We start from the raw sequence: 23,478 nt of genomic DNA, 5'->3' as shown, positions 1-23,478 counted from the left end.
CTGCGCAATATCATCAAGCCGTATCCATCGCCGATCATCACCGGGCGCGGCATCGACCTCGACTTCCCGATGCTCGCCGGTTGCCTGGCGTTACTCGGCCTGGGCCTGATCATGATCGCCTCGGCATCGACCGAGGTCGGCGCGGCACAGTCGGGCAGCGCGCTGTATTACATGACCCGCCACTTGATCTATGTGGTGCTCGGTCTGGGCGCGTGCATCGTCACCATGATGATTCCGATCGCCACCTGGCAACGCCTCGGCTGGCTGATGTTGATTGGTGCGTTCGGTTTGCTGGTGATGGTGATCATCCCGGGCATCGGCCGCGAAGTGAACGGTTCGATGCGCTGGATCGGTTTCAGCTTCTTCAACGTGCAGCCGTCGGAAATCGCCAAAGTGTTCGTGGTGATTTACCTCGCCGGTTATCTGGTGCGGCGTCAGAAAGAAGTGCGCGAGAGCTGGATGGGCTTCTTCAAGCCATTCATCGTGCTGCTGCCGATGGCCGGTTTGTTGCTGATGGAGCCGGACTTCGGTGCCACCGTGGTAATGATGGGCGCTGCGGCAGCGATGCTGTTTCTGGGCGGGGTCGGGCTGTTCCGCTTCTCGCTGATGGTGGTATTGGCAGTCGGGGCCGTGGTCTTGCTGATTCAGATGCAGCCGTATCGTATGGCGCGTCTGACCAACTTCGCCGACCCGTGGGCCGACCAGTTCGGCGCCGGCTATCAGTTGTCGCAAGCCTTGATCGCGTTCGGTCGCGGTGAATGGCTGGGCGTCGGCCTGGGCAACAGCGTGCAGAAGCAGTTCTACCTGCCGGAAGCGCACACTGACTTCGTGTTCTCGGTTCTCGCTGAAGAGCTCGGCGCCGTCGGTTCGCTGTGCACCGTCGCGCTGTTCGTGTTCGTGTGTATTCGCGGCATGTACATCGGCTTGTGGGCCGAGAAAGCCAAGCAGTTCTTCGCCGCGTATGTGGCTTACGGTCTGTCGTTCCTGTGGATTGGTCAGTTCCTGATCAACATCGGCGTGAACGTCGGCCTGCTGCCAACCAAGGGTCTGACCTTGCCGTTCCTCAGTTATGGCGGCAGCTCGTTGGTGATCTGCTGTGCCTGTCTCGGCTTGTTGCTGCGGATCGAGTGGGAGAGTCGGACCCACCTGGGCAGTGAAGAGATGGAATTCCATGAGAGCGACTTCGCCGAGGAGCCGAATCATGGGCGCTAACGTATTGATCATGGCCGGCGGCACCGGCGGCCACGTGTTCCCGGCGCTGGCCTGTGCCCGCGAGTTTCAGGCGCGCGGCTACACCGTGCACTGGCTCGGTACGCCACGCGGGATCGAGAACGAACTGGTCCCGGCCGCAGGGCTGGAACTGCACCGGATCAACGCTACCGGCCTGCGCGGCAAGGGCAAGCTGTCGCTGCTCAAGGCGCCGTTCATGCTGTTGAAATCGGTATGGCAGGCGCGGGCGATCATTCGTCGCTTGAAGCCGGTGTGTGTGGTCGGCTTCGGTGGTTATGTGACTGGCCCCGGTGGCCTTGCCGCGAAACTGGCCGGCGTGCCGGTGATCGTTCATGAGCAGAACGCCGTGGCCGGCACCGCCAATCGGTTGCTGGTGCCGTTCGCCGCCCGGGTGTGTGAAGCGTTCCCCGACACCTTTATTCTGTCGGACACCCGCCGTACCACCGGAAACCCGGTGCGCAGCGAGCTGTTCCTCGACACATCGCGACCAGCCCTGGCCGGTCGCAAAGCGCGTTTGCTGATCCTCGGCGGAAGCCTTGGCGCAGAACCGTTGAACAAGTTGCTGCCTGAAGCCCTGGCCCAAGTCGCTGCCGATTTGCGCCCGGAAGTGTTTCATCAGGCCGGCAAAAACCACGATGAAGTGACTGCAGAGCGCTACCGCGCCGCCGGCGTCGATGCGCAGGTGCAGCCGTTCATCAAAGACATGGCCCAGGCCTATGGCTGGGCTGACCTGGTGGTGTGCCGCGCAGGCGCGTTGACCATCAGTGAGCTGGCTGCCGCCGGTCTGCCCTCGATGCTGGTGCCTTTGCCCCACGCAATCGACGATCACCAGACCCGCAACGCCGATTATTTGGCCCGCGAAGGCGCTGCCTTCCTGATGCCGCAAAGAACGACTGGTGCCGCGGACCTTGCCGCGCGCCTGACAGAGGTCTTGATGCAACCGCAACGACTCGAAGATATGGCCCAAGCGGCCCGCCGTCTGGCGAAACCCGATGCCACCCGTAGCGTGGTCGATACCTGTCTGGAGGTGGCCCATGGTTGAGAATCAGAAAGCCATGCCACAACCGGAAATGCGCCGCATCCGTCGCATCCACTTCGTCGGCATCGGCGGCGTGGGCATGTGTGGCATCGCCGAAGTGTTGTTGAACCTGGGCTATGAAGTCTCCGGTTCCGACCTGAAAGCCTCGCCGGTCACCGAGCGTCTGGAATCGTTCGGCGCGCACATCTTCATCGGCCACCGTGCCGAGAACGCCGCGACCGCCGATGTGCTGGTGGTGTCGAGCGCTGTGAACACCTCCAACCCGGAAGTCGCGACTGCGCTTGAGCGGCGCATTCCGGTGGTACCGCGTGCCGAAATGCTCGCCGAACTGATGCGCTATCGCCACGGCATCGCCGTCGCCGGTACCCACGGCAAAACCACCACCACCAGCCTGATCGCTTCGGTGTTCGCGGCCGGTGGTCTGGATCCGACGTTCGTCATCGGTGGTCGTCTGAATGCTGCGGGCACCAATGCCCAGCTCGGCACCAGCCGCTACCTGATTGCCGAAGCCGATGAAAGCGATGCCAGCTTCCTGCACCTGCAACCGCTGGTGGCCGTGGTCACCAACATCGACGCCGACCACATGGCGACCTACGACGGTGACTTCAACAAACTGAAGAAAACCTTCGTCGAATTCCTGCACAACCTGCCGTTCTACGGTTTGGCAGTGATGTGCCTGGACGATCCGGTGGTGCGTGAAATCCTGCCGCTGGTGAAACGTCCGACCGTGACTTACGGCTTCAGCGAAGACGCTGACGTTCGCGCGATCAATATTCGCCAGCAAGGCATGCAGACGTTCTTCACCGTGCTGCGTCCGGACCGTGAACCGCTGGACGTGTCGGTGAACATGCCCGGCAACCACAACGTCCTCAATTCGCTGGCGACCATTTGCATCGCCACCGACGAAGGCGTCAGCGATGAAGCCATCGTTCAGGGCCTGTCGGGGTTCCAGGGTGTTGGCCGACGCTTCCAGGTCTACGGCGAACTGCCGGTGGACGGCGGCAACGTGATGCTGGTCGACGATTACGGTCACCACCCGACCGAAGTCGCTGCCGTAATCAAAGCCGTACGCGGTGGCTGGCCGGAGCGCCGTCTGGTGATGGTTTACCAGCCGCACCGTTACAGCCGCACCCGTGATTTGTACGACGATTTCGTCAATGTCCTGGCCGACGCCAACGTGCTGCTGCTGATGGAAGTCTATCCGGCCGGCGAAGAGCCGATCCCGGGCGCCGACAGCCGCAAGCTGTGCAACAGCATTCGTCAACGCGGTCAGCTCGACCCGATCTACATCGAGCGTGGCGTCGATCTGGCGCCGCTGGTCAAGCCACTGCTGCGTGCTGGCGACATTTTGCTGTGCCAGGGCGCCGGTGATATCGGCGGTCTCGCGCCGAAGCTGTTGAAAAGTGAATTGTTCGCTGGCGCCGTGGCGGCGTCGGTCGAGGGGAAGTTGAAATGACTGCTGCCTACGCCAAGCTGTTCTCCACTATTGCGCCGAAAGACTTCGGCCGCGTCGCCGTGCTCTTCGGTGGCTTGAGTGCCGAGCGTGAGGTTTCGCTGAAATCCGGTAACGCCGTGCTCGACGCCCTGCAAAGCGCCGGCGTGGACGCGTTCGGCATCGACGTTGGCGATGACATTCTGCAACGTCTGCTCAGCGAAAAGATCGACCGTGCGTTCATCATTCTTCACGGCCGTGGCGGTGAAGACGGCTCCATGCAGGGCCTGCTCGAAGTGGCCGGCATTCCGTACACCGGCAGTGGCATTCTGGCTTCGGCATTGGCGATGGACAAGCTACGCACCAAGCAGGTCTGGCACAGCCTCGGGATTCCGACGCCGCGTCACGCCGTGCTGTGCAGCGAAGCCGATTGTATTTCGGCGGCGACGGAACTGGGCTTCCCTTTGATCGTCAAACCGGCGCATGAAGGTTCAAGTATCGGGATGGCCAAAGTGAGTTCTGCGTCCGAGTTGATCGACGCATGGAAAGCGGCCAGTACCTACGATTCGCAAGTCTTGGTTGAGCAATGGATTCAAGGTCCGGAGTTCACCATCGCCACCCTGCGTGACCAGGTGTTGCCTCCGATTGCCCTGGGTACACCGCACACGTTCTACGACTACGACGCCAAGTACATCGCCAACGATACCCAGTACCGCATTCCGTGCGGGCTGGATGCGGACAAGGAAAAGGAACTCATGGATCTCACGGCCAAGGCCTGTGAGGCGCTGGGTATTGCCGGTTGGGGCAGGGCGGACGTGATGCAGGACGCCGACGGGCAGTTCTGGTTCCTGGAAGTGAACACCGCTCCGGGCATGACCGATCACAGTCTGGTACCGATGGCGGCCCGTGCGGCCGGCCTGGATTTCCAGCAACTGGTCCTGGCCATTCTGGCCGCCAGTGTTGAAGACGCTCGAGGTTAAGACGATGCAAGGCGCTCAGCTCAGACATCAGCCTCCCGCACCCGGCCGCAAGCCGGTGCCACGGGGTGCCAGCCGTATGGTGGCGAAAGAGCCGATGTCCGCGCGCCTGCCGAAAGCCAATTTCAGCTTTCTGAAGAGCCTGTTCTGGCCGGTGCTGTTGGTGGTGCTGGGCTTTGGTACTTACGAAGGTGCGACACGTTTGCTGCCGTACGCCGACCGGCCGATCACCAAGATCGCCGTGCAAGGCGACCTGAGCTACATCAGCCAGCAAGCGGTGCAGCAGCGGATCGCCCCGTATGTGGCGTCGAGCTTCTTCACCATCGACCTGGCCAGCATGCGCACCGAGCTTGAGCAAATGCCGTGGATCGCCCACGCCGAAGTACGTCGGGTATGGCCGGACCAGGTGGTGATTCGCCTCGAAGAACAACTGCCGGTGGCGCGTTGGGGCGACGAATCGTTGCTCAACAACCAGGGCCAGGCGTTTACGCCCAAGGAACTGGCGAACTACGAACACCTGCCACAGCTGTTCGGCCCACAACGGGCTCAGCAGCAAGTCATGCAGCAGTATCAGGTGCTGAGCCAGATGCTGCGGCCGTTGGGCTTCTCGATTGCGCGCCTGGAATTGCGTGAACGCGGGAGTTGGTTCCTGACCACCGGTGCCGGCAGTTCCGGCCCCGGCATCGAGTTGCTGCTGGGACGCGGCAACCTGGTGGAAAAGATGCGCCGCTTTATCGCCATCTATGACAAGACGCTTAAAGACCAGATTACGAACATTGCGCGCATCGATCTGCGCTACGCCAACGGCCTCGCTGTTGGCTGGCGGGAACCTGTAGCGCCGACGACAGCCCAACCCGCTGTCGCAAAGAATTAAGAAGAGGCAGGACCCATGGCAAACGTGCAAAGCGGCAAAATGATCGTCGGTCTCGATATCGGCACCTCCAAGGTGGTGGCGCTGGTCGGCGAGGTCTCCGACGACGGCTCGCTGGAAATCGTCGGGATCGGTACCCATCCGTCCCGTGGCCTGAAGAAGGGCGTGGTGGTCAACATCGAGTCCACCGTGCAATCGATCCAGCGCGCGATCGAAGAAGCCCAACTGATGGCGGGCTGCCGCATTCACTCGGCGTTCGTCGGCGTGGCGGGCAATCACATCCGCAGCCTGAACTCCCACGGCATCGTCGCGATCCGTGATCGCGAAGTCAGCTCGGCCGATCTTGAGCGTGTGCTTGATGCCGCCCAGGCCGTTGCGATACCGGCTGACCAGCGCGTGCTGCACACCCTGCCGCAGGATTACGTGATCGATAACCAGGAAGGCGTGCGCGAGCCGTTGGGCATGTCCGGCGTGCGTCTGGAAGCCAAGGTTCACGTGGTCACCTGCGCCGTCAACGCCGCACAGAACATTGAAAAATGCGTGCGTCGCTGCGGTCTGGAAATCGACGACATCATTCTCGAGCAACTGGCCTCGGCCTACTCGGTACTGACCGACGACGAGAAAGAACTGGGCGTGTGCCTGGTCGACATCGGCGGCGGCACCACCGACATCGCGATCTTCACCGAAGGCGCCATCCGCCACACGGCAGTGATCCCGATTGCCGGTGATCAGGTGACCAACGACATCGCCATGGCGTTGCGCACCCCGACCCAGTACGCCGAAGAGATCAAGATCCGCTACGCCTGCGCTCTGGCCAAACTGGCCGGTGCCGGTGAAACCATCAAGGTGCCAAGCGTCGGCGACCGTCCACCGCGCGAACTGTCGCGTCAGGCCCTGGCCGAAGTGGTCGAGCCGCGTTACGACGAACTGTTCACGCTGATCCAGGCCGAGCTGCGCCGCAGCGGCTACGAAGACCTGATCCCGGCCGGCATCGTCCTGACCGGTGGTACCTCGAAGATGGAAGGCGCCACTGAACTGGCCGAAGAAATCTTCCACATGCCAGTTCGTCTGGGCGTGCCGCACGGTGTCAAAGGCCTGGATGACGTGGTGCGCAACCCGATTTATTCCACTGGCGTTGGTTTGTTGATGTACGGCCTGCAAAAGCAGTCCGACGGGGTTTCGTTCTCCGGCATCGGCAGCCGCGACAGCTACAGCAACGACGAGCCACAGGCGCCGTTGCTGGACCGATTGAAGAAGTGGGTTCAAGGCAACTTCTAACGTTTTACCGCAACACCGCAACAAAAAAGCAGTAGGCGAAAAAACTAGAGAATGTAAGGAGAGGGAAAATGTTCGAACTCGTAGACAACATCCCCGCAAGCCCGGTAATCAAAGTTATCGGTGTTGGCGGTGGCGGCGGCAACGCTGTCAATCACATGGTCAAGAGCAACATCGAAGGCGTTGAATTCATCTGCGCCAACACTGATGCTCAAGCGCTGAAAAACATCGGCGCGCGCACCATTCTGCAACTGGGCACCGGCGTGACCAAAGGTCTGGGCGCTGGCGCCAACCCTGAAGTAGGTCGTCAGGCCGCTCTCGAAGACCGTGAGCGCATTGCCGAAGTCCTGCAGGGCACCAACATGGTGTTCATCACCACTGGCATGGGTGGCGGTACCGGTACCGGTGCTGCGCCGATCATCGCCGAAGTGGCCAAGGAAATGGGCATTCTGACCGTTGCTGTAGTAACGCGTCCGTTCCCGTTCGAAGGCCGCAAGCGTATGCAGATCGCCGATGAAGGCATCCGCATGCTCTCCGAAAGCGTCGACTCGTTGATCACCATTCCCAACGAGAAGCTGCTGACCATCCTCGGTAAAGACGCAAGCCTGCTGTCGGCTTTCGCCAAGGCTGACGATGTACTGGCCGGTGCCGTTCGCGGTATCTCCGACATCATCAAGCGTCCGGGCATGATCAACGTCGACTTCGCCGACGTGCGTACCGTGATGAGCGAAATGGGCATGGCGATGATGGGCACTGGCTGCGCCAGCGGTCCGAACCGTGCACGTGAAGCGACCGAAGCGGCCATCCGCAACCCGCTGCTGGAAGACGTGAACCTGCAAGGCGCACGCGGCATCCTGGTGAACATCACCGCCGGTCCTGACCTGTCCCTGGGTGAGTACTCCGACGTGGGTAGCATCATCGAAGCCTTCGCTTCTGAGCACGCGATGGTCAAGGTCGGTACCGTTATCGATCCGGACATGCGCGACGAGCTGCACGTCACCGTGGTTGCCACCGGTCTGGGCGCGAAAATCGAGAAGCCTGTAAAGGTCATCGACAACACTGTTCACACCTCCATGGCTTCGGCTCAGGTGCAACAACCGGCTGCGGCCCGTCAGGAAGCGCCAGCGGTGAATTACCGTGATCTGGACCGTCCGACCGTCATGCGCAACCAGGCTCAGGCCGGTGCTGCGGCTGCCGCGAAGATGAATCCGCAAGATGATCTGGACTACCTGGACATCCCGGCTTTCCTGCGTCGTCAGGCCGATTGATGGAATGTATCAGGGCTATGAAGGTGATTGGTGTTCAGCAAAGGCATGGTCTGCTATCATCGCCAGCCTTTGTTGATACCAGTTCGCAATTTGCGCTGAAGCGGCCCAAGCCATGATTAAACAACGCACACTGAAAAATATTATCCGTGCCACAGGTGTAGGCCTGCACTCCGGTGAGAAGGTCTATCTGACCCTCAAGCCTGCGCCTGTCGACACTGGCATTGTGTTTTGTCGCGCTGACCTCGACCCTGTGGTGCAGATTCCTGCCCGCGCGGAAAACGTCGGTGAAACCACTATGTCGACGACGCTGATCAATGGCGACGTCAAAGTGGACACGGTAGAGCACTTGCTCTCGGCCATGGCTGGCCTGGGCATCGATAACGCCTACGTCGAGCTCTCCGCGTCCGAAGTCCCGATCATGGATGGCAGCGCTGGACCTTTCGTATTCCTGATTCAATCGGCAGGCCTGGAAGAACAGGACGCCGCCAAGAAATTCATCCGCATCCTGCGTGAAGTGACAGTGGAAGACGGCGACAAGCGCGCCACTTTCGTCCCTTTCGAAGGGTTCAAGGTGAGCTTCGAGATCGATTTCGATCACCCGGTATTCCGGGACCGCACCCAAAGTGCAAGCGTGGATTTTTCCAGCACTTCGTTCGTAAAAGAAGTCAGCCGCGCCCGTACCTTTGGTTTCATGAGTGATATCGAGTACCTGCGCAAGCACAACCTCGCACTCGGCGGCAGCGTTGAAAACGCAATCGTGGTCGATGCCGATGGCGTGTTGAACGAAGACGGCCTTCGCTATGAAGACGAATTCGTGAAGCACAAGATCCTCGATGCCATTGGCGACCTCTACCTGCTGGGCAACAGCCTGATTGGTGAGTTCAAGGGCTTCAAGTCCGGTCATGCACTGAACAACCAGCTGCTGCGCAAGTTGATTGAGCAGACAGACGCTTGGGAAGTGGTGACGTTCGAAGACGCCAGCACCGCACCAATCTCTTACATGCGCCCGGTTGCGGCGGTGTAAGTAAAAAACCTCTCTAGTTTTTTGAAGGCCATCCTCGGATGGCCTTTTTTTATGCTTTTTAAAAGAGCAAAAGATCGCAGCCTTCGGCAGCTCCTACAGGGGGACGCATTCCAAATGTAGGAGCTGCCGAGGGCGGCGATCTTAAGAAACAATCACCCGATTACGCCCACCTTCCTTGGCCTGATACAACGCCTTGTCCGCGGCAAACAACAACTGCTCCAGCGTCATCTCACTCGTCGCTGTCCACGTCGCGATGCCAATACTCACGGTCATCGGCCGCTCGGCCCCGTCGACCAACGGCAACTGCTCCACGGCCTGCCGAATATGCTCGGCAATCTGCTGCGCGCCGTGGCTATCGGTCTCCGCCAGGATCACCGAAAACTCCTCACCACCATAACGTGCGACCAGATCCGCCGGTCGGCGTACATTCTCGGTAATGACGTGGGCCAGCCTCCTTAATGCGTGATCGCCGGCCTGATGCCCGTGCCGGTCATTGAAGGCCTTGAAGTGATCGGCATCAATCATCATCACCGACATCGGTTTGCCCGAACGCTGGGCGCGGAACCACTCGTGACGCAGGGCCTGATCGAGCATGCGCCGATTGGCTACGCCCGTCAGCGCATCGGTGGCGGCCAGTTGCGCCAGCTCGCGCTCGGCCCGTTGGCGCAAACGCAACTCACGGGCCAGCAGCCAGGTCAGCCACAACAAACCCATACACAACACGCCTGTGGCTCCACTGATCAAAATCGCGGTACGCCGCCAGGTGCCAAACACTTCGTCGCTGGACAGCGCGACCATCACCGTCAGCGGCAGATTGCCGACCCGCGAATAGGTATAGAGGCGCTGTTGCTGATCCATACTCGAGGTGCTGGTGAAACTGCCACTGCCATCCTTGTCCCCGAGGATTCGCACGACATTCGGTCGGTTGCCGAAGCTCTTGCCGATGGAATCGCTTTGCAGATAAGGCTTCTGCGCGAGCAGGACGCCGTCACTGTTGATGATGTTCAACGTGCTGTCTTTGCCGATGTCGAGGCTGTTGAACAACTGGTCGAAGTAGTCGAGTTTCATCGACGCCACGGCCACGCCGGCGAACTCACCGGTGTCCGAGGAAATCCGCCGGCTGAAGCTGATTCGCCACTGATTGGCCTCGTCGCAGTCGCAACGGGTCTTGAACGGGCGGCTGATGAACATGCCAACGTCGCGGTTGAATGCGTGGGCGAGGAAGTAATCGCGGTCGGCGAAGTTGCCCGGTTTCGGCTCGATCCGCGAGGAGTCGGCAATCACGTCCCCATGCTTGTCGAGCAACAGAATGTCGCCCTTGAAGCGCGCGGTGGTGGAGCGGTCAAACAGCGCCAGATGACGGATCTGCGGTGAGACATCTTGCAGGTCATCGCGCTGGGCAGCGGCGATCAGGCCTTGCAGGGTCAAGTCGTACAACTCGACGGTGCGCAGCACATCGGCGTCGATCAGCTGGGCGATGGTGGTGGCGCTGCGGGTCGCCGATTCCTGAGCGTTGGCATGCTCGCGGATCAGCAGGAAGGTGACGATGCACAGAATCGCGATCACGGTCAGCGAACTGCCGCAGATCAGCAGCAACTCGGGGCGTCCGGTCTTGCCCGCAACAGGTGGGGTACGGCTCGCGATCATGATTGGGCTGTCGGTTGGGGGGCGTCTTATAAGCGTAGTTGCACAAACACTGCTGCCAAAGCCAGAAACCATCGCAATGTGGGAGCGAGCCTGCTCGCGAAAGCGCTGTGTCATTCAACCTGGATGTCGAATGGTAGACCGCTTTCGCGAGCAGGCTCGCTCCTACAGGGTGCATCACTGAATTCAAGACGGTGTTATGGCGCCGATCTTAGAAGACGTTGATCGGGTAGTCGATGATTACGCGGTATTCATCTGTGTCCGAATCAATCACGCCGTAGCCGTTGCCGCCACGGTTGGTTGCCCATTGCAGGTGCACGGCCAGATCCTTGGCCTGGCCGCTCTGCACGACGTACTTCAAGTCGAGATCGCGTTCCCAGTGTTTGGCGTTGCGGCCGTCGGCACTGTACCAGTTGGAATAGCCTTTGCTGTCGGGGTCAACCTTGGTCAGGTCGACAGTGCCGCGCGAGTAGGACACAGACGAGGTCAGGCCCGGCACGCCGACACCGGCGAAGTCATAGGCGTATTTAAGCTTCCACGAGCGCTCGTTCGGGCCGTTGAAATCGGAGTACTGCTGCGAGTTGTCGAGATAAACGCTGTCGCCCTGGCTGATGTAATCGAACGGCGTGTTGCCGTTGACCCGCTGGTACGCGGCGGTAACGCTGTGGCTACCCACGCCGACGGTGAAATGCAGGCTGTAGGTGTTGTTGTCGATGGTGCCCAGCAGCGCATCACCGGTGTCTTGCGTGTGATAGAAATGCAGGCCCGGGTTGAGGCTGACCAGATCGTTCAACTGCCAAGTGTAGTCGAGGTCGTAGTAGTACTGGTTCCAGATGTCCTTCAGCTCGGACGCATAAAGACTGCTGGTCAGGCCTTCGACACCGCTCCACGCCACGCCGGCCCAGTTCAGGTGCTGGCTCTCGTCGCCATCCGCCAGTGTTCCATACGAGGTGCCAATACGCGTATGACCGCTTTGGTTGTACGGCTTGGTGAAACTCGCCTGACCACCTTCGATCAACCAGCCGTCGAAGCTGTGGTTGGTCAGGCTCACACCACGAAAGGTCTGCGGCAGCATGCGCGTATCACCGCCAGCGATGACCGGATTGGTGAGGAACAAGTCACCGGCCTTCAACTCGGTATCGAAGGCGCGCATTTTCAGCGTGCCACCTGCGGTGGAAAAAGCCCCCGGCGCTTTGCCGCCATTCTCTCTGACCGGCAGGATGCTCGAACCATCGGTGCCGCCACCGCCATCCAGCTTCAGCCCGAGCATGGCGTGGGCATCGATGCCGAAACCGACCGTACCTTCGGTGTATCCCGACTGGAAAACCCCGAGAAAGCCCTGGCCCCACTCGATGTTGTCGTCCGCTTTCTGCAAGCGGTTGCGATTCATGTAGTAGTTGCGGGCGTTGAGGTTGAGGCTCGACCCTTCGACAAAGCCTTCCTTGGCAGGCTCGTCAGCGTGAGCGGCAGGGGCAATCGTTGCGGCAATTGCAATGAATAGCGGGGTGAAGCGAACTGGGTAACGCACGTGCGATGGAGCTCCTTGGGTCAACTGGCCCCTCAATGTCCTGAGGGGCTTGATGTTTCTTGTTGTTACAGACGAACCAAACGGCTTTCAGACCACAACGAAAAAAGGCCGCTGAAAGGCAGCGGCCTGGAATGACGACGGTTGAACGGGAAGAGCCAAACAACCGCGTCGAGGGAAACGTTGGCGCGGTGCGCGACTCAGCTGTCTTTCTCGGACGCTTGAGCCTGGGAAGTCGCCGCCTGCGGGGCTTGCGTGGCGTCTTGCGCCTTGGCCATCACGTCGGCCTGATATTGATCGTAGGCCTGCGCGCGAGCGGCGTTGTGCGCTACGAACGACTGCGATTCTTCAGCCATCGCCATCGGCGACAGGATCAATGAGGACAAAACGAATGCGCTGGCAATACCCATACTGTTGGACATCTTGAAAACCTTCTCGCTTGGCGAGTGCTGTTTGGTGCGGGCAAAGATAAGGTTGCCGGGCGTCGGGAAACAGCGTGATTTTCATAAATGACTGTTACAGCAGAAGCAAAAGTCACCCCCTCACCCCAGCCCTCCCGAAACGTCGGACCGCCCCCAAGGGGGCGAGGGGGAAAGGGAGCAGATATCCATACTTTTCAAGGCCTGAGTTCGGCTGGATTTTTCAGGTCGGTGTAACTCGAAAGAACAACGCGGTCAGTCCCCTCTCCCTATGGGCGGTCCGACGTTTCGGGAGGGTTAGGGTGAGGGGCTTTTCAGACCGGCAAATAAATCCCGAAGGTATTCATCCCGCGATCACTGCGCACAAACACATCCCCGCCATGCATCAGCGCAATCGCCTTGACGATCGCCAGCCCCAAGCCATGGTTATTACCGCTGTTGCTACGCGACGCATCCACCCGATAAAAACGCTCGAACAAGCGTGGCAAATGCTCGCTGGCAATCGGCGAGCCGGGGTTGGCCACACCGATACTCACCTGATGCGCTTCAACCTCGATGCGCACCTCGATCACCTGACCCGGCCCGGTGTGCTGCACCGCGTTGCTCAGCAAGTTGATCAACGCCCGACGCAAATGCGCGACCTCGATCTGCACCTGCGCATCACCGCTGACCTGCACCTGAACCTGTGCGTCTTCAAGAATGAAATCCAGATACTCCAGGGTCGTCGCCACCTCATCGGCCAGCGACGTGGAAGTGAGTTTGGTCGCCTTGTTGCCTTGGTCGGCACTGGCCAGAAACAGCATATCGTTGATGATCGAGCGCAGCCGTTCCAGCTCTTCCAGATTGGATTGCAGCACTTCGAAATAATGTTCGGCAGAGCGTCCGCGGGTCAGCGCCACCTGGGTCTGGCCAATCAGATTGGTCAGCGGCGAGCGCAACTCATGAGCGACGTCGGCGTTGAACGATTCCAGCCGCGAGTAGGCCTGTTCAACCCGCTCCAGCGTCGAGTTGAACGAGTCGACAAACTGCTCAAGTTCCGGCGGCAGTGGTGACAAACGCAAGCGTCCGGCCCGCAGCGGTGGTGCCAGTCGTTGCGCTTCGTGGGACAGCTTGATCAGCGGTTTGAGACCGATCCGCGCCACCCAGTAACCCAGTGCCGAAGCCATCAACACACCGACAATCGCCAGCCCGATCAACGCGATCAACAGGTTGTGTTGAGTCTCATGGAACGTCTCGGTATCGATGCCGATCATGAAGCGCAGCGGCGGGCGCTGGTCCTTGGCTGGCAGCTCGGTCAGCAGCACTTTCAGCGGATAAGGATGATCGGCCAATTGCATGTCATGCATGCCCAGCGGGCCTTTGGCGAAGGCACGAATTGCAGCATCCGGCTGACCGTATTCGTAACCCGGATCACCACTCACCACCCAGAACCGAATGCGTTTGTCCTCTTCGCCGAGCAGCTTCAACTTGGCGTTGATCTTCACCCAATGCTCCGGTGTACCGAAGCGATTGAGCGCTGATTCGAGCACGCTGTAACGCGCATCCAGTTCGGCTTCCGGCAACAAGCCCAAGCCCTTGTCCACCTGCTGATACAACGCACCGCCGATCAACAGAAACACCAGCAGCGCCACCAGCGTGAACATGCCGCTCAGGCGCAGGGCAATCGAGTTACTGGACACCACGGCTCTCCAGCACATAACCCATGCCGCGAATGGTGTGCAGCAGTTTCTCGTCGAACGGCCCGTCGAGTTTGGCGCGCAGGCGTTTGATCGCGACTTCGACGACATTGGCGTCACTGTCGAAATTGATGTCCCAGACCATCTCGGCAATCGCGGTTTTCGAGAGGATTTCACCTTGCCGGCGGGCCAACACGCTCAACAGCGAGAACTCCTTGGCGGTCAGATCCAGGCGCGTGCCGGCGCGGGTGGCCTTGCGGCTGATCAGATCTATCCACAGGTCGGCGATGCTCACCTGCACCGGTTCATGGCCGCCGCTGCGCCGGGTCAGCGCTTGCAGACGCGCGACCAGTTCGAGGAAGGAGAACGGTTTGCCGAGGTAATCGTCGGCGCCGTCGCGCAGGCCCTTGATCCGGTCTTCGACGCGCTCGCGGGCGGTGAGCATGATCACCGGGGTCTGCTTGCGCGCACGCAACGCGCGCAACACGCCGAAGCCATCGAGGCCCGGCAACATGACGTCGAGGACGATCACCGCGTAGTCGCTTTCCAGCGCCAGATGCAGGCCCTCGACGCCGTCGCGGGCCAGATCCACGGTGTAACCCTGTTCCGTCAGACCGCGGTGCAGATAGTCCGCGGTTTTTTCCTCGTCTTCGATAATCAGAACGCGCATGACCCGCCTCAGTCTGTGGTTGCCAGTGCCGGCAAAGGTTCTGGCTTGGGCCGATGGAACAGCCGCTCAAGCCATAAGTATATGACCGGCGTGGTGAACAGCGTCAGCATCTGGCTGACCAGCAAACCGCCGACCACCGCGATGCCCAGCGGCTGGCGCAGCTCGGCGCCGGTGCCGTAACCGAGCATCAGCGGCAGGGCGCCGAGCAGGGCGGCAAGGGTGGTCATGATGATCGGCCGGAACCGCGTGATGCATGCTTCGAAAATCGCATCCTGCGGCGACAGGCCTCGGTGTCGCTGGGCTTCCAGGGCAAAGTCGATCATCAGAATGCCGTTTTTCTTGACGATACCGATCAGCAACACCAGCCCGATCAACGCCATGATCGAAAAGTCCTGGCCGCAGATCCACAGCATGATCACTGCGCCAAGGCCCGCCGCCGGCAGCGTCGAGATGATTGTCAGCGGGTGCACGAAGCTTTCATAAAGCACGCCAAGAATGATGTACACCGCCACCAGTGCCGCCAGAATCAGCCACGGCTGACTGGCCAGCGAACTCTGGAACGCCTGCGCCGCGCCCTGGAAATTGCCGCTGATCGCCGTCGGCATGCCGATCTCGGCCTTGGCCTGATTGAGCAGAATCACCGCATCACCCAACGCCACGCCGGGCGCCAGGTTGAACGACAGGTTAGCGGCCGGGAACATGCCGTCATGGGCAATCGACAGAGGGCCAATGGTCGGTGCATCGAACTTGGCCAGCGCCGACAGCGGCACCATCTCGCCACTCAACGGCGAACGCAGGTAGAAGTAGTTGAGGCTCTCGGCCTTGCCGCGTTGTTTGGTGTCCAGTTCCAGAATCACGTTGTACTGGTTGACCTGGGTCTGGAATTCGTTGATCTGCCGCTGGCCGAAGGCGTCGTACAACGCCTCGTCGACATCGCTCGCGGTCAGGCCGAAACGCGCGGCGGCGCTGCGGTCGATGCTGATGTGGGTGATGCTGCCGCCCAGTTGCAGGTCGTTGGAAATGTCACGGAACGCCGGGTTGCTGCGCAGTTTTTCGGTCAGGCGTTGCGTCCAGGTGGCGAGGGTCGCGCCGTCGTTGCTCTTCAGTACGTATTGGTACTGCGCACGGCTCGGGCCGGAGCTTAAGTTGATGTCCTGACCGGCGCGCAGATAGAGAACGATGCCGGGGACTTTCATCAGTTGCGGGCGGATGCGGTCGATGAACTGGCTCGCGGAAACATCACGGTCGCCGCGTTTTTTCAGGGCAATCCAGAAGCGGCCGTTGGCGATGGTCTGGTTGCTGCCGGAGACACCCACCGAGTGGGAAAACGCCTGCACGGCCGGGTCGGCGGCGACAATTTCGGCCATGGCCAAGTGTTTTTTCACCATGTCGCCGTAGGAAATATCCGCCGCAGCTTCGGTGGTGCCGAGGACGAAACCGGTGTCCTGCACCGGGAAGAAACCTTTCGGGATAAAGATGTAACCACCGATGGCCATTGCCAGCGATAAACCGAACACACCAATCATCAGTTTCTGATGGGCGAGGGCGCGGCGCAGACCTCTCTCGTACCAGCCGAGCAGGCGTTCGCTGAAGCCGGGTTTATCGCTGGCGTGATGCACCGGTTTGCGCATGAACAGCGCGGCCAGCGTCGGCGCCAACGTCAGCGACACCACCACGGAAATCATGATGGTCGAAGTCGCGGTCAGGGCGAATTCCTTGAACAGTCGCCCGACCACACCGCCCATGAACAGCAACGGAATAAACGCCGCCACCAGCGAGAAACTGATCGAGACCACGGTGAAGCCAATCTCGCCGGCGCCCTTGATCGCCGCTTCGCGCATGTCGTCGCCGGCCTCCAGATGCCGGTGGATGTTTTCCACCACCACGATCGCATCGTCGACGACGAAGCCGACCGCGACGACGATCGCCACCAGCGTCAGGTTGTTCAGGCTGAACCCAAGGAGGTACATCAAAGCGAAACTCGCGATCAGCGATACGCCGAGCACCGCTGAAACAATCAGGGTCGCCGACAACTGACGCAGGAACAGCGCCATCACCGCGACCACAAGCAGAATCGCGATCAACAGGGTGATCTCGACCTCGTGCAGCGAGGCGCGAATGGTCTGGGTGCGGTCGATCAGGGTTTTCACCTGCACCGACGCCGGCAGCATCGCTTCGAGGCCGGGCAGGGCGGCTTGAATGCGGTCGACGGTCTCGACGATGTTGGCGCCGGGCTGGCGCGAGATCACCAGGTTCACGCCCGGTCGGTCACCGGCCCAGGCTTGCACGTAGGCATCTTCCGAACCGTTGACGACTTTGGCGACATCGCGCAGGTGAACCGGGGCGCCATCCTTGTAGGAAACGATGAGTTGGCTGTAGTCCTCGGGGTGGAACAACTGGTCGTTGGTCGACAGTGTCGAGATACTCGATTCGCCGTACAGCGCACCTTTGGCGAGGTTGAGGCTGGTTTGCTGGATCGCCAGACGAATGTCGGCAAGGGTCAGACCGATCGCCGCGAGTTTGTCCGCCGAGGCTTGCACGCGGATCGCCGGACGTTGCTGACCGGTGATGTTGATTTGGCCTACGCCGTCGATCTGACTGATCTGACGTGAGAGCAGGGTTTCCACCAGGTCGCTGAGTTCGGTGCCGGGCATTTGCGTCGAGCTGACGCTGAGGATCAGCACCGGGCTGTCGGCCGGGTTGACCTTCTTCCACGTCGGCAGCGTTGGCATGTCCTTGGGCAGCTTGCCGGCGGCGGTGTTGATCGCCGCTTGTACTTCTTGCGCAGCGGTGTCGATGCTTTTATCGAGGGTGAATTGCAGGGTCAAAAGGCTTGAGCCCAGCGCGCTGCTCGAGGTCATCTGGGTCATGCCGGGGATGGCGCTGAATTGCACCTCCAGCGGTGTGGCCACGGAAGAGGCCATGGTGTCGGGGCTGGCGCCAGGCAACTGCGCGGACACCTGAATCGTCGGAAATTCCGCTTCCGGCAGTGGGGCGATTGGCAAACGCGGGAAGGCAATTGCGCCGACCAATACCAGTGCGATGGTCAACAGAATGGTGGCGACCGGGTGATCGATACACCACGTCGAGACGCCTTTGTGTGCCTTCATGGTTTCGGCTCCGCTTGCACCACCTGCGCCGGCTCGGTCATGACTTGCACGGTCGAGCCGGGTTTGAGTCGCGACTGGCCGTCGGTGACCAGCACGTCACCGGCCTGCACGCCTTTGATGATGTCCTGGCCACTGCCTTGATAAACCATCTGCACTTGCACGGCTTCGACCTTGTCGCCCTTCACTCGGTAAACGAAGTGTTGGTCGAGACCGCGTTGTACGACGGTGGGCGGGACGACCAGCGCATCTTTGTCGAGGGCTGTCTGAATTTTTACCGTGACCAGCAGGCCGGGCCAGAGCTTCTGGCTGGCGTTGTCGAATTCGGCTTTGGCGCGAATGGTGCCGGTGTTGGCGTTGATCTGGTTATCGATCAGGGTCAGGTGACCTTCGCCGAGCAGGTTGCCGGTTTCGCCGTCGGTGTCGGCGCCGATGTAGGCCTTGACCTGTGCGCGTTGCGGATCGCTGATCAGGCCTTGCAGGGTCGGCAGCATTTGCTGAGGCAGGGAGAATTCGACGGCGATCGGGTCGATCTGGGTGACGGTGAACAGGCCTGCGGTGTCGGTCATGCGCAGGAAGTTGCCTTCGTCGACTGTGCGAATACCGACGCGGCCGGTGACGGGGGAGCGGATCTGCGTGTAGGAAAGTTGTACCTGCGCTGCATCGATGGAGGCCTGGTTGCCTTGGGCGGTGGCTTTGAGTTGGTTGACCAGGGCTTGTTGCTGGTCGTAGGTCTGCTTCGAGATGCCATCGTCGACGGTGAGCAGTTTGTAGCGTTTGAGGTTGACCAGGGCGACTTGCAGTTGCGCCTGGCTTTCGCCCAGTTGCGCGCGAGCCTGGTCGAGGCTGGCGCGGATGGAGCGGTCGTCGATGGTGGCCAGCAGGTCACCTGCTTTGACGAGTTGGCCTTCTTTGACGAGGATTTTGGTGAGGATGCCGTCGATCTGGGGGCGTACTACGACGCTGTGCAGGGAGAGTACGGAGCCGATGCCGCTGGTGTAGCGGGGGACGTCTTTTTCGCTGACCGCGATGACTCGCACGGGGATGGCGGTGGGGGTGGCGAGTTTGGTCGGGGCGGGTTTCATTGCCCACCATGTGCCTGCGGCGGCCAGGACGATCACTAGGGCTAGCAGGGCTTTGTTCTTTTGGATTCGCATGCGAAGTCGGCGCCGGACGGAGTTTGGGCAGGGTTAGGGTCTTTATAAACTTGTTTGGGGGTCAGGAGGGTGACGGCTGGCTGTCAGCGCTGTCAGTTTTCTCTGTGTGTTTATCCGTTGGTGCGGGTGTGGCTGATTACGGTTCCGCCCTTACGGCGGGTCACTTTTTCCAGACGCCGAAAAAGTAACCAAAAAGGCTTGCTCCTACGTTCGGCCCGCTCGCTGGGGCTCGGGGTTCCTTCGCTCCGGGATCGATCCGGGCGCAGCGCCTACGGTTTGCTTCGCTGCACCTCCTCTCGCTGTGTTTGGCTTCGCCAAACGGTCGCTGCGCTCCCACGCCCGGATCAATCCCTCCGCTCAGCCTTCCGACGTCGCCCGTGGATCAAGATCAAGAGCTGCAGCCGAGCTAACGCTCATCCTGTTGAGTGGTGAAGAGCATGCATGCGGTCGGCTTTTGTTCGGTGTTGGATTCACCCCTCACCCCAGCCCTCTCCCCAAGGAGAGGGAGCCGATTTGTGGGCTTTTCAGAATCTGAATTCGGCTCGGTATTTCACGTCGGCGTAGCTCTTCCAAACACCTCGGTTCAGTCCCCTCTCCCTCCGGGAGAGGGCTAGGGTGAGGGGCTTTTGATCTGTTTCATAATCTGAGTTCGGCTCGGTATTTCACGTCGGCGTACCTCACCCAAACACCTCGGTCAGTCCCCTCTCCCTTTGGGAGAAGGTTGGCTTTTGGCTGTTTAAATTTGTGTCAAATAACCAGAACCTTCCCACAAGGTTTTCAGGTTGTCCGTCGGACGTGCGCTCTCTAGTCTTGGGTTGTCGCCGAAAACTCGGTGATCGGGTGTGAGAACCCGGGCTAAGTATTATTCCAATACCAGTACCGTCATAATCGGCGCCAGCTGATTGCTGCCTGCATTTTTATGGCGGCTATGTACGGGCGGACTTCGGTCCGGCCGGAGGTTGTACTGGTCCTTGCCCGGTTTCTCACCCCGTACGTAGCTGCCACCCAATTCGCCGCGTGAGAAACGGTAATTGTTGGCTCCAATCAGTGAGGACTGAGTAAATGACTAAGCCCGTACCCGATCCACCCAGCGATCCCACCACCCCACTCGAAGACGCCATCCGCGCCGACGACCAAATCAAAACCCGCGAAGCCATCAAGCGCGCCCTCGATTTCTACCTCTGCCCCGAACCGGTCAAACCGCGTCAGCCCAGTACGATGTTCATCATCCATCCGAACATCGATACCGAAAGCCTGCTCGCCCATGCCTGCGAATCGCTGGCTTCAGCCAATGTCATGGCCGCTGATCTGGCTGATCAGCTCAGTCGTCCGCAGCGCAGTACGGCGCTGGCGATCCAGCAGATCGTCATGCTCGCCGAGCTGGCAGTAAACCGGGCGCTGGATCGGGTTGATCCACAAACGTAATCCGTCTGAGCACCGCGTCATCGTGCTTCGAGAGCAGGCTCGCTCCCACCGTTTGAAACGCAGTCCCCCTGTGGGAGCGAGCCTGCTCGCGAAGACGTCTGATTGGGCACCCCATCTCTAACGGCCATTTTTTGTTAAGCAGTCCCAAAAAGGGACCGATCAGTCCCAATCAGGGACTTATTTGCCCACTACGCTTCTCAAGATCCGCCCCTGCACGCGGATAAACATTGTGTAGCCCGGGTTCTCCGGGCCGCTCACCCCGGGAGTGTCTTGAAATGAAGCTGAAAACCGCTCTGCCGTATGTGCTTCTGTTGCTTCCACTCACAGCCTTCGCCGCGCCGGCCAGTCAATCCGGTGAGATCCGCTTTACCGGGCAAATTGTTGACCCGGGCTGTCAGGTCGGACCGGTCGGGGCGTTTGTTGATCGTGAGTCTCGCCAGATAGAAATCAAGCCCGGCGTGAAAGTTGACGTGGACACTGATCGCAACGCCTGCAGTCATCAGTCGCTGCCGATTTCCATGCGCTACGAAGCGCTGAAGACCTCGACCGACAAAGGCATTGTCATCATCAGTTACCTGTAAACCGTTCGGCGTGCGCTGCAAATCTTCAGGTGCCGAGCCATGGCGCACAGGTATACTGCGCGCCTTCGCGGCTCACTGATCGGGCCCGACTTTTTGCTTTCCGGAGCTTTTATGACTTCCCCGACCCTGCCGCCGGTTGACGACGCCGTGAGCGATGTCTCGGCTGAACTGGCCGACACCAGCGAAACCAAAGCCGAAATCCCGGCCTTCAAGTTCCCGTTCAAACCGGGTGAACTGGCCGCCGCCAAAGGCTCGAACCAGCCGTGGTACAAGAACGGCGCCAAGAACGGCCATACCAAAACCCCGGGCATGGCGCCGCCGGGCACCCGTCGCTCGATGGGCAAGCGCTGAGTTTTAATCCCGCCTGCGGCCATTGCTGTGATTTTCAGTCACAGTGATGGCTAAGTGCTCAGTTCCTGAGCCAGATCAACGTTTCACCATTTGGTGCGCTTAGAGTCAGCAGCCCTGCCGACTCTTTCCAATAAAACGAGCGCGCTTTCCCATGAAGATCAATCTCCCGGTCACCGGCCGCAATGTCGATGTGGCGCTGGACGCGAACATTCTCTCGACCACCGATCTGACCAGCGCGATCACCTACGCCAACGACGACTTCATCAAGATCAGCGGTTACAGCCGTGACGAATTGCTCGGGACCCCGCATAACCTGCTGCGTCACCCGGACATGCCGGCGCAGGCGTTTGCGCATATGTGGCAGACGCTCAAGCGCGGGAGTTCGTGGATGGGGCTGGTGAAGAATCGTTGCAAAAATGGTGATCACTACTGGGTCAGTGCCTATGTCACACCGGTGACGCAGAACGGCGTGGCGGTGGAGTATCAGTCGGTGCGTACGCGGCCGGATGCGCGGTTGGTCGCGGCGGCAGAGCGGGCCTATGCGCAATTGCGGGGTGAGCGAAGGGCGCGGTGGCGGGGGCCAAACATCGGTGTGCGGGCGAAGATCACGGCGTTGGCCAGTGTGTTGCTGGGTGTTGGGTTGGGCGCCGAGTCCTGGTTGCGGCCGGAATTCGCCTGGCTGCACGGCGTGGCATTTGTCGTCGGCAGTGTTCTCTGCGCTTTCGGCGTGCACTGGATTCTGCGACCGCTGGAGCAACTGACTGAACGTGCGCGCACCGTGGCGGACAACCCCTTGAGCCAAGCCATTTACACCGGGCGGCGCGACGAGTTCGGGAAGATCGAGTTCGCCCTGCAGATGCTTGAGGCGCAGGTCGGCGCAGTGGTCGGGCGCATCGGCGATGCCTCGCAACAGTTGGCCGGACATGCCACGCAATTGGTCGATCATCTGCACAGCAGTCACGCCAGTTCACTCGCTCAACAGGCAGAAACCGATCAGGTCGCGGCGGCGATTCATCAGATGGCGGCCAGCGTAGCGCAGGTGGCCAGTCATGCGCAGCAGGCCTCGGTAGCGGCAGACATGGCCGGTACGGAAACCCGTGAAGGGTACTTGCTGGTGGGCGAAAGTCGCAGTGCGGTGTTGCGTCTGGCTGAGGAGTTGCGCCGGGCGACCGAGGTGATCCATCAACTTGAGGGGCATAGCAGCGAAATTTCCGGGGTGCTGGAAGTGATTCGCAGCATCGCCGAGCAGACTAATCTGCTGGCGCTCAACGCGGCAATCGAGGCGGCACGCGCCGGTTATGCCGGGCGTGGATTTGCGGTGGTCGCGGATGAAGTTCGAGGGCTGGCGCAGCGTACGCAGCAATCGACCAACGAGATTCAGCGGATGATCAGCACCCTGCAAAACGGTGCGCGCGATGCGGTCTTGGTCATGCAGCAAAGCAGCGAGCATGTGGATAACAGTGTCGAGCAGGCGCAACGCGCGGCGCGGGCGCTGAGCGGGATCAGTGAGCGGGTCGAGCAGATCACCGAGATGAGCCTGCAGATTGCTGCAGCGGTGGAGCAACAGAGTGCGGTCAGCGAGGACATCAATCGCAACATCGTCAGCATCCGCACGGCGTGCGAGGTGACGGTGGATGAAGGCCGGCAGAGTCAGCGCAACTCCGAGGATGTGGCGGGGCTGGCGGGGGATTTGCGGTTGTTGGCGCGGGAGTTCTGGGGGCGGCGGCAGGTTCGGGATTGATGTTGCCTGCAAAGGCCTCTTCGCGAGCAAGCTCGCTCCCACAGTTGAAATGCGATCCCCTGTGGG

The 23,478-nt window shown here is 60.5% G+C and carries 19 protein-coding genes; 12 read left to right on the top strand and 7 right to left on the bottom strand.

Annotated features, from left to right (window positions below):
- From ftsW to lpxC, 8 genes are all read left to right on the top strand, one after another.
- Positions 1-1,212, top strand: a complete 1,212-nt coding sequence (gene ftsW / locus P3G59_RS23875) for a putative lipid II flippase FtsW (RefSeq protein WP_177431449.1) — start codon at positions 1-3, stop codon at positions 1,210-1,212.
- Positions 1,202-2,272: an undecaprenyldiphospho-muramoylpentapeptide beta-N-acetylglucosaminyltransferase gene (gene murG / locus P3G59_RS23870; RefSeq protein WP_277759216.1), complete on the top strand. Its 1,071-nt coding sequence runs from the start codon at positions 1,202-1,204 to the stop codon at positions 2,270-2,272. Before ftsW ends, murG begins: the two co-directional genes overlap by 11 nt.
- Positions 2,265-3,725, top strand: a complete 1,461-nt coding sequence (murC, locus tag P3G59_RS23865) for a UDP-N-acetylmuramate--L-alanine ligase (protein WP_077574475.1) — start codon at positions 2,265-2,267, stop codon at positions 3,723-3,725. Before murG ends, murC begins: the two co-directional genes overlap by 8 nt.
- Positions 3,722-4,681 carry a D-alanine--D-alanine ligase gene (locus tag P3G59_RS23860; protein ID WP_277759215.1) on the top strand — a complete coding sequence of 320 codons (960 nt, stop codon included), beginning with the start codon at positions 3,722-3,724 and terminating at the stop codon, positions 4,679-4,681. Before murC ends, P3G59_RS23860 begins: the two co-directional genes overlap by 4 nt.
- A 4-nt stretch (positions 4,682-4,685) precedes the next feature.
- Entirely contained in the window at positions 4,686-5,552 is an 867-nt protein-coding gene (locus P3G59_RS23855) for a cell division protein FtsQ/DivIB (protein WP_277759214.1), read from the top strand.
- Between the two features lie 15 nt (positions 5,553-5,567).
- The gene (ftsA, locus tag P3G59_RS23850; RefSeq protein WP_208939834.1) at positions 5,568-6,827 is read left to right on the top strand and encodes a cell division protein FtsA; all 1,260 of its coding nucleotides are present in this window, start codon (positions 5,568-5,570) and stop codon (positions 6,825-6,827) included.
- 68 nt (positions 6,828-6,895) lie between these two features.
- Positions 6,896-8,092 carry a cell division protein FtsZ gene (ftsZ, locus tag P3G59_RS23845; RefSeq protein WP_007916986.1) on the top strand — a complete coding sequence of 399 codons (1,197 nt, stop codon included), beginning with the start codon at positions 6,896-6,898 and terminating at the stop codon, positions 8,090-8,092.
- Between the two features lie 112 nt (positions 8,093-8,204).
- Positions 8,205-9,116 (top strand): UDP-3-O-acyl-N-acetylglucosamine deacetylase, encoded by a 912-nt coding sequence (gene lpxC, locus P3G59_RS23840; RefSeq protein WP_007916984.1) that lies wholly within the window; start codon positions 8,205-8,207, stop codon positions 9,114-9,116.
- A 141-nt stretch (positions 9,117-9,257) separates the two neighbouring features.
- Here lpxC and P3G59_RS23835 read toward each other — a convergent pair whose 3' ends face one another.
- The 7 genes from P3G59_RS23835 to P3G59_RS23805 all read right to left on the bottom strand — a co-directional run bounded on the left by P3G59_RS23835 (position 9,258) and on the right by P3G59_RS23805 (position 19,314).
- Entirely contained in the window at positions 9,258-10,763 is a 1,506-nt protein-coding gene (locus tag P3G59_RS23835; protein ID WP_277759213.1) for a sensor domain-containing diguanylate cyclase, read from the bottom strand.
- A gap of 208 nt (positions 10,764-10,971) precedes the next feature.
- Positions 10,972-12,288, bottom strand: a complete 1,317-nt coding sequence (locus P3G59_RS23830) for an OprD family porin (RefSeq protein WP_277759212.1) — start codon at positions 12,286-12,288, stop codon at positions 10,972-10,974.
- 197 nt (positions 12,289-12,485) lie between these two features.
- Positions 12,486-12,707, bottom strand: a complete 222-nt coding sequence (locus P3G59_RS23825; RefSeq protein ID WP_277759211.1) for a hypothetical protein — start codon at positions 12,705-12,707, stop codon at positions 12,486-12,488.
- 311 nt (positions 12,708-13,018) lie between these two features.
- The gene (locus tag P3G59_RS23820) at positions 13,019-14,383 is read right to left on the bottom strand and encodes a heavy metal sensor histidine kinase (protein WP_277759210.1); all 1,365 of its coding nucleotides are present in this window, start codon (positions 14,381-14,383) and stop codon (positions 13,019-13,021) included.
- Complete coding sequence (locus P3G59_RS23815; RefSeq protein WP_007916978.1) at positions 14,373-15,050, bottom strand: heavy metal response regulator transcription factor; 678 nt, start codon at positions 15,048-15,050, stop codon at positions 14,373-14,375. The genes P3G59_RS23820 and P3G59_RS23815 overlap by 11 nt, the downstream gene beginning before the upstream one ends.
- Before the next feature lie 8 nt (positions 15,051-15,058).
- Positions 15,059-18,160, bottom strand: a complete 3,102-nt coding sequence (locus tag P3G59_RS23810) for a multidrug efflux RND transporter permease subunit (protein ID WP_277759209.1) — start codon at positions 18,158-18,160, stop codon at positions 15,059-15,061.
- Entirely contained in the window at positions 18,157-19,314 is a 1,158-nt protein-coding gene (locus P3G59_RS23805) for an efflux RND transporter periplasmic adaptor subunit (RefSeq protein WP_277759208.1), read from the bottom strand. Before P3G59_RS23805 ends, P3G59_RS23810 begins: the two co-directional genes overlap by 4 nt.
- A 1,062-nt stretch (positions 19,315-20,376) precedes the next feature.
- Between P3G59_RS23805 and P3G59_RS23800 the strand changes: the two genes are divergently transcribed.
- From P3G59_RS23800 to P3G59_RS23785, 4 genes are all read left to right on the top strand, one after another.
- On the top strand, positions 20,377-20,739 hold the full coding sequence (locus tag P3G59_RS23800; protein WP_277759207.1) for a DUF6124 family protein: 363 nt from the start codon (positions 20,377-20,379) through the stop codon (positions 20,737-20,739).
- 275 nt (positions 20,740-21,014) lie between these two features.
- Entirely contained in the window at positions 21,015-21,320 is a 306-nt protein-coding gene (locus P3G59_RS23795; protein WP_277759206.1) for a type 1 fimbrial protein, read from the top strand.
- 111 nt (positions 21,321-21,431) lie between these two features.
- A complete protein-coding gene (locus tag P3G59_RS23790) occupies positions 21,432-21,671 on the top strand; it encodes a hypothetical protein (RefSeq protein WP_250606249.1) in 240 nt (79 codons plus the stop codon).
- A 151-nt stretch (positions 21,672-21,822) separates the two neighbouring features.
- Positions 21,823-23,412, top strand: a complete 1,590-nt coding sequence (locus P3G59_RS23785; RefSeq protein ID WP_277759205.1) for a PAS domain-containing methyl-accepting chemotaxis protein — start codon at positions 21,823-21,825, stop codon at positions 23,410-23,412.
- The last annotated feature ends 66 nt before the right edge of the window (positions 23,413-23,478 follow it).

The organism is Pseudomonas sp. A34-9, from assembly GCF_029543085.1.
Taxonomy (GTDB): Bacteria; Pseudomonadota; Gammaproteobacteria; order Pseudomonadales; family Pseudomonadaceae; genus Aquipseudomonas.
The sequence above is the reverse complement of the archived record's forward strand: the minus strand, read 5'-3'. Positions and strand labels throughout refer to the sequence as shown.